Raw genomic sequence first — 17,103 nt, 5'->3', positions numbered from 1 at the left:
TCCCGGCAAGCGCGAAAGAGGTGCGGCCGAAGCCGCGTCATTCCGCCGCTTCCCGGAGCGGCCAGGCATGACGGCTGATTGGAAGGCCGCCGTGCGTGCGGGAGCCATCGGCGATCGCGAGGCGGTGCGAGGGCGACGGCGAGCTGAGCGAGAAGCGCCAACCGTCCGGATCGTCGGCGATGTCGGGCTTGAAGCTGATCTCGATGGCCTCGCGTGACACCTGCATCGCGAAGGCGTCGAGCGGCAGATTCAGGCCAAAGCCCCTGGCCTTCAGATAGGCCTCCTTGAGCGTCCAATAGTCGAAAAAGCGCTCGATCGCCGCGGGCTCCGGCAGTTCGCGCAGCGCTTCGACCTCCTCCGGCGCGAAGAAGCGAAGCGCGGTGGACAGCGGCGCGACGCGCCGCGACACGGTTTCGACGTCCACTCCGACGGCCTCGTGCCGCGACACCACGCATGCGACGCAGCCGTCGGCATGCGACAGGCTGAAGTGCAATGCGGCCGAGGTGGCTGGCGCTGCGACGAAAGGGCGGCCGTAGCGGCCCGCGCCGAACGACCAGTCCGTGGGCGCGACGCTGGAAGCGACCTGCGACAGCGCCAGGCGCAACATGGCGTGCGCGAAGATATATTGCCGCCGATGCCGCTCGAACACGAAGCGATCGGCCCGGGCCCGTTCGTCGACCGAGAGCAGGCGTCGGCAGGCCTCGACCGCGCCCGGCGCGTCAATGGTCTCGATCAGCCCGACAAAGAGTTCGATTCTGTCGTCTGCCATCAATTGGGCCCATGGCGTCAGGCGCGGCAAAATCCCCGGTCCCGACGGAAGAAATAGCTGAGCAAGAATCAGCCGGAAGGACCGTTCCTAGCGGTCCATCCAGGCGACTTCTTGTCGATTTGCAGGCCGGTTTACAGGCGCAAGCTTGTGCGAGACCCCAATCTCGACAAGCAACGGCCGATCCGCAACGAATCGTGCGGCGTCCCCGACCGACGAATCTTACTTCTTCTTTTTCTTGGATTTCTTCTTGGGCGTACGCAGGGCCTTAAGGCTGTCTTCGACATCCTTCAGCGCGAGCTGAAGTTTCTCCTTCTCGAAATTGAGCAGGTCCTGCAGCGCCTTGCGGTCCTCCTCGCTGAGCGAGGTCTTCTTGGTAAATTTGCTGAAACCCATAACACTCCCCCGATTCAAAATAATCGTCCAAATCAAAACGTGCGAATAATCTTGCGCGGTGACGCCAAATAATCAAGGTGCAACTTGAACATTCACAGCTTTGGCGCACGAGACCGTGGTCGTCCGCACCGAGCCCGGGTCACGCGGCCCTGCGTGCGAGCAACCGGCCGAGCGGTGCGTTGGCTTGCGCGATGGCCGCCGTCAGCAGCGCGACGAGATCCTCCATCCATTCGCCGACCTCCCGGCCGTCTAGCAAATCACGCTTGTAATTGCACGAGCCGGTGACGCCGGTCGGACGTTCCTTGAGCATCAGCGATAACCAGGTCTGGTCGATAGGCAGCACCGGTTGGCCTTCGCGTGCGACGTTGCCCGTTGAGGTTATCGCGAGATCCGGCAGGTCGAGCGGCCGGCGCAGCGGATTCTGCAGCGTGAAATAGACCTGGAGCAGCGAAGCCGGATCGATCCCCTGCTGTTCCAACCGGTCGGCCAGGACCTCGAACGGCAGCTCCTGCCGCGCATGCGCCTCGAGCACGCTCCGGCGCACCCGCGCCAAACCTTGCGCGAACGACAGATCCGGCGTGAGTGTCGTGCGGACGATCACCGTGTTCTCGAACGGGCCGATGATCCGCTCGGTGTCCGGCTGGGCGCGATCGGCCATGGCGGTTGCGACCACAATGTCGGTGCGGCCGGTGCGGGCCAGCAGCATCGCCTTCAGGCCGGTGAGCAGGCACATGAACAGCGTGGCATTGTGCTGTCCGGCGAACGCCGTCAGCCGGCTGATCAATCCGTGATCGAGGCTGATCGGATGGTGTCCGGTCGACGCGCGCGGGCTCGATTCGCCGCCGAAGACAGGGCCCGCTTCGCGCAAATTCTCGACCCAGTCGGCAGCCTGTCGGCGCGCGGCGTCGGTGCCGCACCACCAGCGCTGCCAGCGTGCGACATCCGAAAAGGCCGGCGGCGGCTTCGGCAGCGGCGCCGAGGCGTATCCGGCCAGTGCCGCATAGCGGTGCGACACTTCCTCGAACAGAACGCCGATCGACCAGCCGTCGACGATGGCGTGATGCAGCGTCAGCAGCAGCACGTGATCGTCGTCGTGGAGCCGCAACAACCGGGCGCGCAGCAGCGGCGCCCGCGTGGTGTCGATCGCAGTGTAGGTCTCCCGCTGGATCAGGAGATTGACCTTCTTGAGTTCGAGCGCCTTGCGCCGCTTGTTGTTGTGGGGGTGACCGTCGCCGATCGTCTCGATGGCCAAGACCTGGCGAAGAGTGCGCGGTGCGGCGATGCGGCTTACGGGCTCATCGCCGGTCCAGGCGAATGCGGTCCGCAGCGATTCGTGCCGGCGCACGACGTCGTCGATCGCCTTGGCGAGGGCGACCCTGTCGAGCGGGCCCTCCAGACGGAAGGCGAAGGGCAGGTTGAACAGCGGCAGCCCCGGCAGCTTCCGCTCGATCCGCAGCATCTGGTCCTGCGCAATGGAAAGCGCGGGAAGCTCGCCTGCAGCCGGGCGCGGAATGCTTGCGGCAGGCTTTTGCGGTTTCGCCGCCACGGCCTCGTCGACCCGCAGCGCGAGCTCTGCGATCGTCGGCGCCTCGAAGACCACCTTGATCGGCAGCGACACGCCGAGCGCACGCGCGACGCGCGCCATGACCTGGCCGGCCAGCAGCGAATGGCCGCCGAGATCGAAGAAATTGTCGGTGACACCGATGCTCTCGGCCTTCAGCAGGTCGATCCAGATGTCGGAGAGCACCTTCTCGGTGAAGCGCCGCGCCGGGACTGCCGCGGCGGAGCCGGACGTTTCCGGCTGGACGGGCGCCAGCAGCGCGGAGCGGTCGATCTTGCCATGGGCGTTGAGCGGCACTTGATCCAGGAACAGGAAGGCGGACGGGATGGCGTAGCCGGGCAGCCGGGACTTCAGGAACTCGCGCAGCTCGCTCGCGCTACTCCGGCTGTCGGGCTTTGCGACGACGTAAGCGATCAGCCTGACGTCGCCGCCGGCCTCGCGGCGCGGTTCGACGATGCCGGCGCGCACCCCTGGGTGCCCGGCCAGCACGTTCTCGATCTCCTTGAGCTCGACGCGATAGCCGCGGACCTTGACCTGATGGTCGGCGCGGCCGAGGCATTCAATCGTCCCGTCAGCGCGGCGTCGGGCAAGATCGCCAGTCCGGTAGAGCCGGCCGCCGGCCTTGCGCGAAAAGGGGTCGGGCAAAAAGCGCTGCCGGCTCTGGGCGGGGTCGTTGATGTAGCCGCGGCCAATTCCGGCGCCTGCGATGCAGAGCTCGCCGGTCACGCCGATCGGTTGCGGCTCAAGCTGTGCGTCGAGCACATGGAGCTGGGTGTTCGGCAGCGGTGCGCCGACCGGAACGTTGGTCGTGGCGATCGCCGGCGCCTTGGTCAGGCGATAAAGGGAGACGTCGTCAGAGCATTCCGACGCCCCATAGGCATTGATCAGCGGCACCCCAGGGCAACGGGCGAACCAGGTACGGCAGAGATCGACGGGCAACGGCTCGCCGGTCGAGATCAGCAGCCGCAACCCCGCGAAGGCGCGCCGGACCTGCGCTTCGTCCATGCGATCGAGAATGACGCGCAGCAGCGAAGGCACGATCTCGAGCACCGTGATGTCCTCGCGCTCGATCTCCCGCGCCAGCAGGATCGGGTCCTGCACGATCGCGTTGCCGCAGATATGCACGCGAGCGCCGACCATCGGCCCGGCGAGGAATTGCCAGACCGAGATGACGAAGCTCTGCGGCGCGGTCTGTGCGATCACGTCCCTGGCCGACAGCTTCAGCTCGGCAATCAGCGAGGCCAGGTGGTTCGAGAGACCACGCTGCTCGATCATGACGCCCTTCGGCGCGCCGGAGGAGCCGGACGTGTAGACGAGATAAGCGAGGCTGGAGGTGCCGCGCCGGGCCGGACGGGCCGGCTTCGTCGATCCGGATGCGAGAGCGTCCTCGAGCTCGGCGACCTGGATGCGCTCGACCAGCGGATCGAGCAGCGCCTCGGCCATGGCGGATTGGGCCCGTCCGGACAGCAGCACACGGGCACAGCTCGATCCGAGGATGGTCGTAAGCCGTGCCGCCGGCTGCTCGGGATCGAGATTGAGGAAGGCCGCGCCGACGCGCTGCACCGCAATCATCGCGGCGAGCAAATCGGGCCCGCGATCCGCGAGCAAGGCAACCACGCTCTCGGCGCCGATGCCCTCGCGGGCCAGCCAGTGCGCGACGGCTCCGCTGCGGCGCGCCAGTTCGCGATAACTCAGGGACGTGCGACCATCCGAGACCGCGACGGCGTTCGGCGTCTTGCTGGCCTGGCGGTCGAAGCGCTGGCTCAAGTTGCCGCGCATGGTGAAATTGGCCGGCACGCCCCGGCCTTTCGCCAGCAATTGCCGGCGTTCGGTCCCGGTCAGGAGCGGCAGGCGCGAGATGCGCTGCTCCGGATCGACGATGGCGGCTTTGAGCAGGGTCTTGAACTGGGCGGCCATGCCTTCGATCGTCGCGGCGTCGAACAGATCGGTGGCGTATTCGAAGAACCCGCTGAAGCCGCCGTCGGCCTCGACCAGTTCGAGCGTGATGTCGAAGCGCGCCACTTTGGGATCGACTTCCAGCCGCCGCGTAGAGAGGCCGGGAAAGCGTGCCGTCTCGATCGAGGCGTTCTGGAGGATGAACATGATCCGGAATAGCGGATTGCCATCGCTGCGGCGCGCGATCTGCAATGCGCGCAGCACCTCTTCGATCGGGAGGTCCTGGTTGCGGTAGGCGTCGAGCGTGACCTGCCGCACCCGCCGCAACATCTCGCCAAAGCTCGGATCGCCGCCAAAATCGTTGCGCAGCACCAGGGTGTTGGCGAACAGCCCAATCAGCCGCTCGGTCTCGATCTGGTTGCGGTTGGCGATCAGCGATCCGGTGGCGACGTCCTCATGCCCGGTGTGGCGGAACATCAGACACTGGAAGGCCGCGAGCAGCGTCATGAACGGTGTGACGCCCTGGTCCTGGCTCAGCGCGCGCAAGTCGCTGGACAGCGTGTTGGAGAGTTCGAGGTAGTGTCGCGCGCCGTGCCCGCTCCAGACCTCAGGCCTCGGCCTGTCTGTCCGGAGCGGCAGCATGGTGACGCCCTCGAGCTGTGTGCGCCAATAGGCGAGCTGTTCGTTCGCCGCAGGCGTCTGCGCCCAGCCTTGCTGCCAGAGCGCGAAGTCGCGATACTGGAAGGCGGGCGGAGGCAGGGCGGCCGGGTGCTTCTTGCGCGCCGCGGCATAGTGGGCGGCGAGCTCCTCCCAGAACAGCCGCTGCGACCAGCCGTCGGTGGCGAGGTGATGGACGTTGACCACCAGCGCATGACTGCTCTTGTCGAACGACAGCAGCGTCACCTGCAAGGGCGGCTCGCGCGTCAGGTCGAACGGATGCTGGGCAAGCTCGAGCGCCTTGCGCCGGATTATCGCGGGCCGCTTGTCCTCAGCGCAGGGCTTGAGCTTGATGCGGCCGACCCGCGGCGGCGATGGCAGCACATGCTGCACCGGCTCGCCCTGGCGCTCGACGAAGACCGAGCGCAGCACGTCGTGGCGTGCACAGACCGCCGCGACGGCCGTGGAAAGCGCCGCGACGTCGATGAGACCTTTGAGGACGGCGACTTCGACGACATTGTAATTGTAGCGGGTCGGGTCGAGCCGCGACAGCACGTACATCCGCTGCTGCTGGAACGACAGCGGCGCGTCGGTGCCCGCAAGCCGGCGCCAGGCCGGCAGCGCCGTCTCGTGCCGGGTTGCGGCAGTCTCGATCCGGGCCGCGAGCGCTGCGACCGTGGGGCAATCGAAGATGTCTTCGAACGAGAAGTCGACATGGAAGCGGTCGCGCAGGCGCGAGCGCATCTGTGTCACCGCCAGCGAATCCGCGCCCAGCGCGAAGACGTCCTGGTCGGCGCCGACCTGCGGCAGCTCCAACAGGCCAGCCCAGATCCCGGCGAGCTGGGTCTCCAGCGCGTTGCGCGGCAGCCGGGTCTCGTCGCGCATCTCCACGCTTGTGATCAGCGCGGCGAGGGCGTTGCGCTTGACCTTGCCGCTGGCGCCCTTCGGCAGCGCCGCCACGCTGCGGATCACGCTCGGGACCTTGTAGGCTGCAAGCCGCTTTCGTGCGAACTGGCGCAACTGGTCGGAGGTCGCCTCGGAATTCGGCCGCAACACCACGACGGCCGCGACGTTCTCGCCGAGCTTCTCGTGGGGGAGAGCGAACACGCCGGCTTCCAGCACCGCCGGATGGCTGAGCAGGACGTCCTCAACCTCCAGCGGCGAAATCTTCTGACCGCCGCGATTGATGACGTCCTTGATACGGCCGACGATGAAGAGATAGCCGTCGGCATCGAGGTAGCCGAGATCGCCGGTGCGAAACCAGCCGTTGCGGAAGGCGGCCCGCGTCGCGGCCTCGTCATTATAATAGCCCCGGCTCATGTTCGGCCCGCGCAGCATGATCTCGCCGTGCGCGCCGCTTGGGAGCGTGCGGCCCGCCTCGTCCATGATCGCGATCTCGGGACCTGCGGCGCGGCCGACCGAACCGACCTTGCGCAGCTCGAACGGATTGGCCGCAATCTGCGAGGCCGCCTCGGTCATGCCGTAGGTTTCGAGCACGGGAACGCCGAACGTCGCCTCCAGCCCTGCGAGAATCGCAGGCGCGAGCGAGGCCGAGGCCGAGCGGATCACACGCAGCGACGACGGCCGGGCGCGGTCCGGGTTCGCCTCCGCCGCCGTCAGCAATGCGCGGTGAATGGTCGGCACCGCCGTGTACCAGGTCGGCTGCAGCTCCCGCATCCAGCCGAAGAAGGACGAGGCGTCGAAACCCTCGGTGCAGATCACGCTGGAGCCGGCCGCCAGCGCCGTCAGGAGGCCGGAGATCAAGCCATGCGCGTGAAACAGCGGCAGAACGTTGAGCAGGCGATCGTGCGAATTGAGCGTCAGCACATGGCCGGCATTGTAGGCGGAGAGGCAGACGTTGCGATGGGCCAGCGGCACCATCTTCGGCCGCGCCGCCGTGCCCGACGTCAGCAGGATGAACGCATCGTCGTCGCCGCGCGAACTGCCGCTGGCATTCGCCGACCCGATGGCGGGAGCGATGAACGCGCAACCGCCGAGATCGTCGAGCGGGCCCGGCACGAAATCGATCACCGCGATATCGAGCGCCCTGGCGACGTCGCGGCTCGGCGAGTTCATGTCGGCCCGGGTCACGAGCGCCTTCAACGTCAACTCGCTGAAATAACGTTGCAGCTCGTCCGCGGTCAGGTCGGGATTGACGGGCACGCAAGCGCAGCTCGAGGCGACCGCGATCAGCGCCAGCGCGCTGTCCGCGCCGCGCGGTAGCGCGACCGCGACGCGGTCTGCGGGACCGATGCCGAGCTCACGCAAGGCCCGGACCAGTTGCCGGATCGATTCCCCGAGCGCGCCATAGCTGAGGACCGGCCGGCCGGGGGCGAGGAGTGCGGGCGCCGCTGGTGTCTTGCGGGCGTAGAATTCGAGAAGGCCGCCGATATGCGCGAATATCTTCGTTTCGGCCGTCGTGGCGGCTGATCCTTCGCCCGTTCCGGATGCAATCTCCGACAACGTCATTCCCTTTTGATCCGATTGAGCTATTCTTCCAAGAAGTTTGGGAACGCGTCCAGTCCGAGGTGAAGTTTTGGCCCCAAAATCTGTGGTTGAGGGGGCGCTGGAGCCCTTCTACGGAGTGATGGTCGGGCGGAATCACCATGCTGGAGAATGAGCCGGGGACGAGTTTGGAAGGCGGGCTCAAGCGCTGGCTCGAAGATGTCGGTCTCGGCCGCTACATCGATCTTTTTGCGCAACACCGTCTCGATCTCGACGTCATCGGCGATCTCACCGATGCCGACCTGGCCGAGCTCGGATTGCCGCTCGGCGATCGCAAGCGGCTTCAGCAGGCGATGGCGGCGCTGCTTCAAAAGGCAGAGGCTCCGGCCGCGGCGATGCATCCGCAAGCACGGGTGGGCATCGGTGCCGAGCGGCGCCAGCTCACCACCATGTTCTGCGACATGGTGGATTCCACCTCGCTATCCGCACAATTCGATCCGGAAGACGTCCGCGACATGATCGCGGACTTTCGCGAGACCTGCGTCCGCGTGGTGAAGCAGTACGAGGGCTTTGCCGCCCGGTTCGTCGGCGACGGTATCCTGGTCTATTTCGGCTATCCGACCGCACATGAGGACGATGCCGAGCGCGCGGTGCGCGCCGGGCTCGAGATCGTGCGGGTGTTGTCGACCGCGCGCGAGGTCGAGCCAAGCGGGGCGCTCCACTCACCTGCCGTCCGTATCGGCATCGCGACCGGGCTCGTCGTGGTCGGCGACCTGATCGGACAGGGATCCGAAGAACGCGACTCCGCCACCGGAGAGACCGTCAATCTCGCGGCGCGCCTGCAAGCCCTGGCGCCGCCGAACGGCGTGGTGATCTCCGCCTCCACGCAATCGCTGCTGAAGGGGAAGTTCGACTACCGCAACCTCGGCGTCCACGTCCTGAAGGGGATATCCGGGAAAGCACAGGCCTGGCACGTGTTGCGTGCCTCGCGGATGGAGACCCGCTTCGCCGCCGCCATGGGCACGCGGCTGACGCCGCTCGTCAATCGCGAGGAGGAGATCGCGCTGTTGATGGGACGCTGGCAGCAGGCCAAGGACGGCGATGGCCAGGTCGTGGTCAAGTTCGGCGAGCCCGGCATAGGCAAGTCCCGCGTCATCCAGGAGATTTTCGAACGGATATCGGGCGACCGTCATGGGCATGTCTCGCTCCAGTGCTCGCCCTACTACACCTCCACCGCGTTTTATCCGTTTGTCGAGCAGCTCACATTCTCGCTCGGCCTCGATCGCGAGGATCCCTCCGCGCTGTCGCTGGCGAGCCTCGAGACCGCAATTGCCGCAGCTCATGGCGACATCGAGCAGGTCACGCCGTTGTTTGCCGGGCTGCTGTCGATCCCGACCGGGGACCGCTATCCGCCGCTCGACCTGTCGCCGCAGCAGCAGAAGGATGCGACCGTCGCGGCGCTGGTCAACCATTTCCTCGGCCTTGCGCGGGGGATGCCACTGGTGATCGCGTTCGAGGATCTGCACTGGATCGATCCGACCTCCCGCGAGGTGATCGATCTGCTGGTCGAGCGGGTGCAGAACCGGCCGATCCTGGTCATCATCACGGCACGCTCGGAATTCCAGCCGAGCTGGCATGCGCATTCGCACATCACGACGCTGGTGCTGAACCGCTTGAGCCGGCCGCTCCGTACCACACTGGTCGAGCGCGTCGCGGGGCGCGAGCTGCCCAAGGAGGTCGTCGAGGAGATCATCGTCAAGACCGACGGCGTGCCGCTGTTCCTGGAGGAGCTGACCAAGACGGTTCTCGAATCCAACCTCCTGACCGAGCGGCACGGGCGCTATGTGCTGTCGGGGCCGTGGCGGCAGCTCGCAATCCCGGCCACCCTGACCGACTCGCTGATGGCGCGGCTCGACCGGATGGGCCCGTTCAAGCGCATCGCGCAGATCGGCGCCACGATCGGCCGCGAGTTCTCCTACGAGACCCTGCACGCCGTCGCCGATACGCCGGCCGAGCAGATCGAGGCGGCACTCGATCATCTGGAGGCGGCAGGGCTGATCGTCCGGCGCGGCGAGCCGCCGGACGCGCTCTACGCGTTCAAGCACGTGATGATCCAGAACGCCGCGCATGCGAGCCTCTTGCACAGCGAACGGCGTAAGCTGCATTCCCGGATCGCCGAGGCGCTCGCCCGGATGTATCCGGAGCAGGCCGAGCGCGAGCCGGAGCTGCTCGCCCATCACCTGACCGAATCCGGCCACAGCGAGGGCGCCGCGAGCTTCTGGCTCAAGGCCGGCAAGCGGGCGGCCAGGAGCGGCGCCAATCTGGAGGCGATCGGCCATCTGCGCCGCGGCCTTAGCGTCGTGCAGGCCAATGCGCGCATGCAGGGCGCGGACGAGATGGAGCTCGAGCTGCGCATTGCGCTCGGCAACGCGCTGATCGCCGCCAAAGGCTATGCGGTGCAGGAAGTCGAGGAAAACTATATCCGCGCGCTGGAGCTCGGCCGTCAGCTCGACGACGACGAGAAGGTTTTCGCTGCCACGCGCGGGCTCTGGGTGTGCCATTTCATCCGCGCCGATCTCACGCGCGCGCACGACCTCAGCGTGGAGCTGTTGAAGTTCGCCAAGCGCGCGCGGCTGAACGACCGGACCCAGCCGGCACAGCAGACCGGCTATCTGATCGAGGCGCACCGCGCCATCGCGATGACCATGCTCTATCGCGGCCGCTTCGCCGTCTCGCAGCACCATTTGCACCGCTGCATCAATCTCTTCAGTTCCGATTTGCACTCCGACCTGATGGAGCGGCACGGCATCGATTCCGGAGTGGTCTCGTTGTCCTATCTCGGTTACCTCCTCTGGTTCCTCGGCCGGCCCGACGCGGCGCGTCAGCACAGCGAGCAGGCGATCGCGAACGCCGAGAAGATCCGCCACCCCTTCACGCTCGCCTTCGCGCTGGTGTTCGGCGCCTACCTCCGCCAGCATTTGCGCGACGTGGAAGGCACGCGCGACCACGCCAACCGCGCCATGATCCTGTCTACCGAGCACAATTTCCTGCATTGGAAGCAGCAGGCGACCATCCTGCGCGGCTGGGCACTGGCCCAGCTTGGCGAAGCCGACGAAGGCCTCAGCCAGATGCGCTTCGGCCTCGACGAGTACGAGGCGATGGATTCCTGGCTCGCCGGTTGCTGGTTCCGCTGCCTGCTGGCGGGAGCCTATGCCAAGGTCGGGATGCGCGACGCCGCCTTGCGCGCGCTGGATGGCGCGCTTGCGACGGCAAGGCGGACCGGCGATCACTCCTATCTCGCCGAGGTCTATCGCCTGCAAGGCGAGATCACGTTGTCCAATGGCGAACCGGCCTCGGTGCAGGAGGCGGAGGAACTGTTCGGTCTGTCGCTGGAGATCGCGCGCCAGCAAGGCGCGCTGTCCTGGGAGCTTCGCACCGCCGTCAGCCTCGCGCGCCTGTCGCATCAAGCCGGCAAGCGCGAGCATGCGAGGCTCCTGATCGTGCCGATCGTCGGCCGATTCAGCGAGGGCTTCTCCACGCCGGACCTGATGCAGGCGATGCATCTCGTCAACGAGATCGGCCAGGACGCGCCCGCTCGCGAGCAGGCCGATCTGTGACATGAACGATCTGGCCGCCGCGCGTGCGCGTTATGTGGAATCGATCGCCAGGCGCGAGCGGATCTCGTCAAAGCGTCTGATCGACGCGCTCGCCGCCGTGCCGCGCGAGGATTTTCTCCCAAGAGGACCCTGGCGGATCAAGGACGGGGCAGCGCGTAGCTACCGGCTGACGCCCGACGCCGATCCCGTTCGCCTCTACGACAATGTGCTGGTTGCCATCGACGCACGCCGCAAGCTCGACACCGGCCTGCCGAGCCTGTGGGCGCATTTCATCGACATTCTCGACGTCAAGCAGGGGGACCGCGTCGTCCAGGTCGGCTGCGGCCTCGGCTATTTCTCGGCGGTGCTGTCGATCATGGTCGGTGCAAAGGGCGGGGTCCGTGCGATCGAATTCGATCAGCGGCTCGCGGCCCAGGCGGCAAACTATTTGCGCGGCTACGGCAACGTCACAATCGTCCAAGGCGACGGATGCAAGGACGTGGGCGAGCCCGCCGACGTCATCATCGTGCACGCCGGCTTTTCCCACCCGCATCCGCTCTGGCTGCAATCGCTCCGTCCGCGCGGCCGTCTGCTGGTGCCGCTGACCCAGCGCGACCGCGAAGGCGCCGCCCTCAAGATTACGCGGAAGGCCAAGGGCTTCGAGGCAGAGGCAATCCAGCAGATCCGGATCTTCCCCGGCCGCGGCCGCGGTGTGACCGCCCTCGACGACCGCGTCGCCGACTGGTGGCAGCGCGCCTCCGCCCTGGCACCGATGCGCTTCCGCGCGCTGAAGCGGGGACTGCCGTCGGATGACTAATGCTTCATTCATTTTACCTTGATTGCGAATGGACGTATCCAACGCGCTTCGATGCCGCTATGACTGCGGCTCGACTGCCATCCGAGCGCGCCCATGCATTCCGTTGCCCTGCTGACTGCCAGCTACGCCAAGGATATCGAACGCTTTTCGCTGCTCGCCGAAAGCATCGATACCTGGCTGACGGGGTATACGCGGCATTATGTTCTCGTTAACGATGAGGACGTGCCGCTGTTCGCGCGGTTCGCCTCCGACAAGCGGGTCATCGTTCCGGCCTCGCGCTGTCTGCCGAAATGGTTGTTCGCGCTGCCGTCGTCGCTCCAGTTCCTCAGCAAGCGGCGCGTCTGGCTGTCGCTGCTGTCGTCACCGGTGCACGGCTGGCACATCCAGCAGATCCTGAAGATCGCCGGCGTCCTCAACGCGCCCGAGCAGCGCGTCTGTATCCTGGATTCGGACAATCTGTTCTTCCGCGAATTCGACGTCGGTCAATATGCCGGCGGCGAAAAGACACCGCTGTTCGTCACGCCGAAGGACATCGGCGCCGATCATCCCCTGCACCGGCTGTGGCTCCGCACCGTCGATCAGCTTCTGGGCATCCGAGAGCGATCGTTCCCGGCGGACGATTATGTCGGCAACGCGCTGGTCTGGGACAAGGACGCGGTGCGTGCGATGACGGACGCCATCAAGTCGGCGACCGGCTCGAACTGGGTGCTCGCGCTGTGCCGGAAGAAGAAGTTTTCCGAGTATCTGCTTTACGGAAACTTCGTCGCGAATTCGCCCGAACATCTGGCGAGACATCGGATCACCGAGGACAGCATCGCGGTCTCGCACTGGGACGACACGCCGCTCGACCGCCCCGCCATCGAAGCGATGATGCGCGCGGCCTCGCCCGGGCAGGTCGCGCTTTGCATTCAGTCCTATTCGTCGACGTCGATCGACGACATCCGGGACGTGTTCCGTCTCTCGTCGCGCGAACGTCGCAGTCCGGGCCTGGCTCCCGATCACATCGCGGACCAGTGCGCGTTCGAAACGCCCAAGACGCGGTGATCTCTAGGCGTCCCTTGTGAATTTGCTGATGACGTCCATGAACGGCTTCGGCTTGAATTCGCCGTCGAGCGGCAGCGGACGGTTCGGCTGCTTGTCCTTGCGGGTGAAGGTGCCGTTGATCCAACTGTAGCGGTCAGAGATGCCCCAGGTCAGGATCGAGCGCACCGGGCCGCTGGCTGAGATCGCCGTCAGCAGGTCGTCCACGCGCTTGGCGACGATGGCGTCGCGCTCTGCCGCATTGCCCGCCAGCTTCTGGTCGTCGACGTCGAGTTCGGTGACGAGCACCTCGAGTCCCCAGGAGCGCAGCTCGGTCGCGAATTCGGCGAGCCCGTGCGTGTCGATCTCGAGCTCGGCGTGCAGATGCGATTGCAGCCCCACGGCATGGAGCGGGACGCCCTGGTCGAGCAGCTCCATGATCAGGTTGCGATAGGCCGCACGCTTGGCGATGAACGAGTCTTTCGCCGACTCGATGTCATATTCGTTGATGGCGAGCTTGACGAACGGATCGGCCGCAGCCGCCGTGCGGAATGCCAGCGGAATCCAGCCGTTGCCGAGATGCTGCGACCAGAACGTGTCGCGCCGGTCTTTCGGACTGCGGGGATTGTCCGGGATCGGCTCGTTGACGACGTCCCAGGACGTCAGCTTGTCCTTGTAATAGGAGACCACGGTGCCGATGTGGTCGCGATAGGCGCGCTCGACGCCCCTGGTGTCCTTGATCTGCTTCGTCCAGTCCGGAATGTCGTGATACCAGGCGAGCGCGTGGCCGCGCATGGTCAGGTCGTTGTCGCGCGCGAAGTCCAGGATCGCGTCGGCGCGCTCGAACGCGAATGTATGCGCGTTCGGCCGCAGCATCGGCCATTTCAGCTCGAGCACCGGCACGACCTGCGTGCAATAAGTGCTGATGGCCTCGCCGAGCCGCGGATCGGCTTGCAGGTCCCACAGCGTTGCGGCTGCGCCGTAGCCCGGGCGGCGCTGGGCGCGCTTCGAAGCCGGCACTGCGGACGCAGACGCGCTCGCCGCGAGCGCTGCGGCGCTGCCGAGCAGGAATTCGCGTCGGTCGAGCCTGGTCACGCGTGACGCTGCATCGCGGCTTCCGCGATCTCGTAGTAGTGCAGCGCGCCCTTCTCCAGCGTCAGGTTGTCCAGCACATAATCGCGCGGCGTGAAGCCGCCCGCGTCGACCTCAGACCAGAAGCGGCCCCAGCCGGCCGCGAAGCTGTCCGCATCGGTGAAGGTCATGCCGCAACGCGCGTCGAAATAGGGCACCGAGGACACGTTGCCCTCGTATCTCACCTTGTGCGGGAAATATTTCGGATCCTGCCAAGGCCCGCCGCGATCCCAGGCGAAGACCGGCACGCCGCTCGACAGCGCCTGCTGGCAGGCAATGCCCTGGCTCTCGTGCTCGCAGAGGAAGACCATGCTGCGGCAGCGCGCCAGCGCGGCTTTGTAATCCTCTTCCTTGTAATGGCCGTAGCGGATGATTTCGACGGTGCGGCCGCGGGCTTCGAGAAACTTCCGGATCGGTTCGATCAGCTCCGGCTGGTGCCGGTCGTAGTCCCAGCGGATCTTGTCGTAGAGCAGCACGTCGATGGTCTTCTGTGCGCCCGGCGCCGGGACCCACAGATCCGTCTCGATGCCGACGGGCCAGGCGCCGACGTGGGGCCAGTGCGGACGGAACATGTCGGCATACCAGGCGCACGGCACCAGCACGCGCCTCACGTCGAGGTGCTCTAGAGTCTCCGGTGCGTCGATCGGATGGTCGTACATGGCGACGCCGAGCAGCAGCGGATTCTTCCACTTGAACCAGTCGAGCACGAACGGCCGGCCGATGATGCAGGCCAGTTCCTCGGGGTGCTTGCGGATGTGGCGATAGTCGTTGACGCGGTAACGGATGCCGAGCCGATCGAGGCCTGCGCACAGGTTGAGCAGGACGCGCCGTTGCCCGCTGATGAAGGACTTGCCCAGCAGCAACCGGCGCAGCAGCGGCCGGAGATGACGGTCGCCGGGAAACCAGCGGTCGTCCCGTTCTTCGAAGAAGAGGTTGAGGACCATCCTGTCGCGGTCTTTCGCGCCTGGATGTGCCGGAACCGAGGGAGCAGTGGCGTCTCCGCGCGGAAGCGAGGCCGATTTCGCCCGTGTTCGTTCGGCAACGTCCATGTCAGTCACATCAGTGCGTCGGAGGAGTCGGGCGACGTTTCGCTATCATACCTCTTTTCCGTGATCGTGCCGGTCACTTCAAGAACAGGGCAAATTTAACGCTAACGCGCGATAACCGCGCGCGCGCTCCATTGGCGATCCGATTTGCAGGCTTGTGCGGCTATCTTTGACCTATCCTCGGCAATGCCAGCGGCGAGGCCGATCGTCACACCCAATCGTCTTAACGACCCGTTAATCCTGATGGCCGCCCACGGTCCCGTGATCGCATGCTGAACCGCCATTTCTCGATCTATCTTGTCGCCTACATCCTGCCCGCGGCGGTGGGCTTCTTCGCCGTCACCGCCTATACGCGGCTCTTGAGCCCGGCGGAGTACGGCGTCTACGTCGTCGGCATCAGCCTTGCGGGCATCCTGGGCGCGATCTTCTTCGCCTGGATCAAGCTCTCGGTGTCGCGCTATCAGGCGATGTCCGCGGAGGTCGATTTCCGCGGCACGGCGATGGTCGCCTTCGCGCTCACGACCGCGGTGCTCTGCGCCACCACGCCGCTGGTTGTCCTGTTCCGCAGCGACGTCAGCGCCGAACTGCTGCTCGCCAGCATGTTCGTCGCGATCATGGCCAATGCGGTCGATGTCGGCCAGGAGTTCGAGCGCGCCAAGTTGCGCCCCTATCGCTTCGCGGCGATCTCGATCGTGCGCAGCGTGGCGAGCGTCGGTTTTGGGCTCCTCGGCATCTGGCTCGGCTGGGGCGGCATCGGCCTGCTCGCGGCGTTTGGCCTGGGTTCGCTGGCTGGCATCGTCCTGAATCTCGTCGGCGACCGCACGGGCATCGCACGCTTCCAGCGCAGCCAGTTCATGCAACTGGCGCGCTACGGCCTGCCGCTCACGCTGGCAGGATTGTCCGTCGCCGTCTACTCGGCCTGCGACCGGCTCATCGTCGCCTATCTGCTCGGCAAGGACGCCGCCGGCATCTTCGGCGTTGCCGCCGATCTGCCGCGCCAGTTCATGGTGATGATCGCCTCCAGCGTTGCCGCGGCGACCGTGCCGCTGGTGTTCCGGTCATTGTCCGAGAACCACGGCGAGACGACGCGGGAGCGGCTGACCGAAAGCCTCGAGCTTCTGCTCGTCGTCGTCGCACCCGTTGCGGTGTGGCTCGCTCTCGCGGCGGACCAGGTCGCCGGCACGCTCGTCGGCATCGACTTCCGGGCCGGCGTCTCGGCGTTGCTGCCGACTTTGGTGCTCGCCCGCTTCTTCGGCATCGCCAATCAATTTTACGTGCAGATCAGCTTCCAGCTCGCCGAGCGACCGTTCATGCTGGCCATGCAATCCTTTCTCACGCTGCTGGTCAGTGTGATTCTCATGTTCGCGCTGATTCCTGCCTACGGTCTTTACGGCGGCGCGCTGGCGACGCTCGCCACCGAGGCGATCGGCTTCCTCGTTGCCCTCGTCCTAATGCGCCGGGCCCACCCGGTCCCGTTCGAGCTCAATCGCATCGCCGGCGTTGCCGTGTCCGCAGCGGCGATGGCGGCCGCGATTCTGACGGCACGATCGCAGGCCGGCGGCACCGGCTTGGTGTCGCTGGTCATCGTCAGCCTCGCCGGTGGCCTCGCCTATGCCGCCGCCGCCTGGCTGCTGAATGTCGCCAACGTGCGGACGCTGTCGCTGCGCTTCCTGCGAACGCTGAACCGCAAGGCTCTCGGCGTCTAATCGCGCCTCGGTGGGCATCGCCGAAGCTGGCCGGACATTCTGCCGCAGCGGTCGATGCTGGCTTCG

The 17,103-nt window shown here is 66.2% G+C and carries 9 protein-coding genes; 4 read left to right on the top strand and 5 right to left on the bottom strand.

The window, feature by feature from the left end; translation table 11 throughout:
* Positions 1-37 precede the first annotated feature (37 nt).
* The 3 genes from AC3WLX_RS28925 to AC3WLX_RS28915 form a co-directional block, all read right to left on the bottom strand.
* Positions 38-799 carry a 4'-phosphopantetheinyl transferase family protein gene (locus tag AC3WLX_RS28925; protein ID WP_492338550.1) on the bottom strand — a complete coding sequence of 254 codons (762 nt, stop codon included), beginning with the start codon at positions 797-799 and terminating at the stop codon, positions 38-40.
* A gap of 189 nt (positions 800-988) precedes the next feature.
* The gene (locus AC3WLX_RS28920) at positions 989-1,162 is read right to left on the bottom strand and encodes a hypothetical protein (protein WP_291623910.1); all 174 of its coding nucleotides are present in this window, start codon (positions 1,160-1,162) and stop codon (positions 989-991) included.
* Positions 1,163-1,301: 139 nt separating this feature from the next.
* Positions 1,302-7,745, bottom strand: coding sequence for an amino acid adenylation domain-containing protein (locus AC3WLX_RS28915; protein ID WP_492338549.1), 6,444 nt, complete (start codon positions 7,743-7,745; stop codon positions 1,302-1,304).
* 137 nt (positions 7,746-7,882) lie between these two features.
* On the opposite strand from AC3WLX_RS28915, the gene AC3WLX_RS28910 reads away from it, so the two are divergent.
* From AC3WLX_RS28910 to AC3WLX_RS28900, 3 genes are all read left to right on the top strand, one after another.
* Positions 7,883-11,338 (top strand): ATP-binding protein, encoded by a 3,456-nt coding sequence (locus AC3WLX_RS28910; RefSeq protein ID WP_492338548.1) that lies wholly within the window; start codon positions 7,883-7,885, stop codon positions 11,336-11,338.
* 1 nt (position 11,339) lies between these two features.
* On the top strand, positions 11,340-12,134 hold the full coding sequence (locus tag AC3WLX_RS28905) for a protein-L-isoaspartate O-methyltransferase family protein (protein ID WP_492338547.1): 795 nt from the start codon (positions 11,340-11,342) through the stop codon (positions 12,132-12,134).
* 93 nt (positions 12,135-12,227) lie between these two features.
* Positions 12,228-13,178: a DUF6492 family protein gene (locus tag AC3WLX_RS28900; protein ID WP_492338546.1), complete on the top strand. Its 951-nt coding sequence runs from the start codon at positions 12,228-12,230 to the stop codon at positions 13,176-13,178.
* 3 nt (positions 13,179-13,181) lie between these two features.
* Here the strand turns inward: AC3WLX_RS28900 and AC3WLX_RS28895 are convergent, their stop codons facing one another.
* On the bottom strand, positions 13,182-14,249 hold the full coding sequence (locus AC3WLX_RS28895) for an endo-1,4-beta-xylanase (protein ID WP_291622308.1): 1,068 nt from the start codon (positions 14,247-14,249) through the stop codon (positions 13,182-13,184).
* On the bottom strand, positions 14,246-15,334 hold the full coding sequence (locus tag AC3WLX_RS28890) for a glycosyltransferase (protein ID WP_492338545.1): 1,089 nt from the start codon (positions 15,332-15,334) through the stop codon (positions 14,246-14,248). Before AC3WLX_RS28890 ends, AC3WLX_RS28895 begins: the two co-directional genes overlap by 4 nt.
* A 266-nt stretch (positions 15,335-15,600) precedes the next feature.
* On the opposite strand from AC3WLX_RS28890, the gene AC3WLX_RS28885 reads away from it, so the two are divergent.
* Entirely contained in the window at positions 15,601-17,037 is a 1,437-nt protein-coding gene (locus AC3WLX_RS28885; protein ID WP_492338544.1) for a lipopolysaccharide biosynthesis protein, read from the top strand.
* Positions 17,038-17,103: the final 66 nt, after the last annotated feature.

The sequence above is a fragment of the Bradyrhizobium sp. FW305-F6 genome (genome assembly GCF_058782905.1).
Note: the sequence above shows the minus strand (reverse complement) of the source record. Positions and strands in the feature narration are given on the sequence as shown.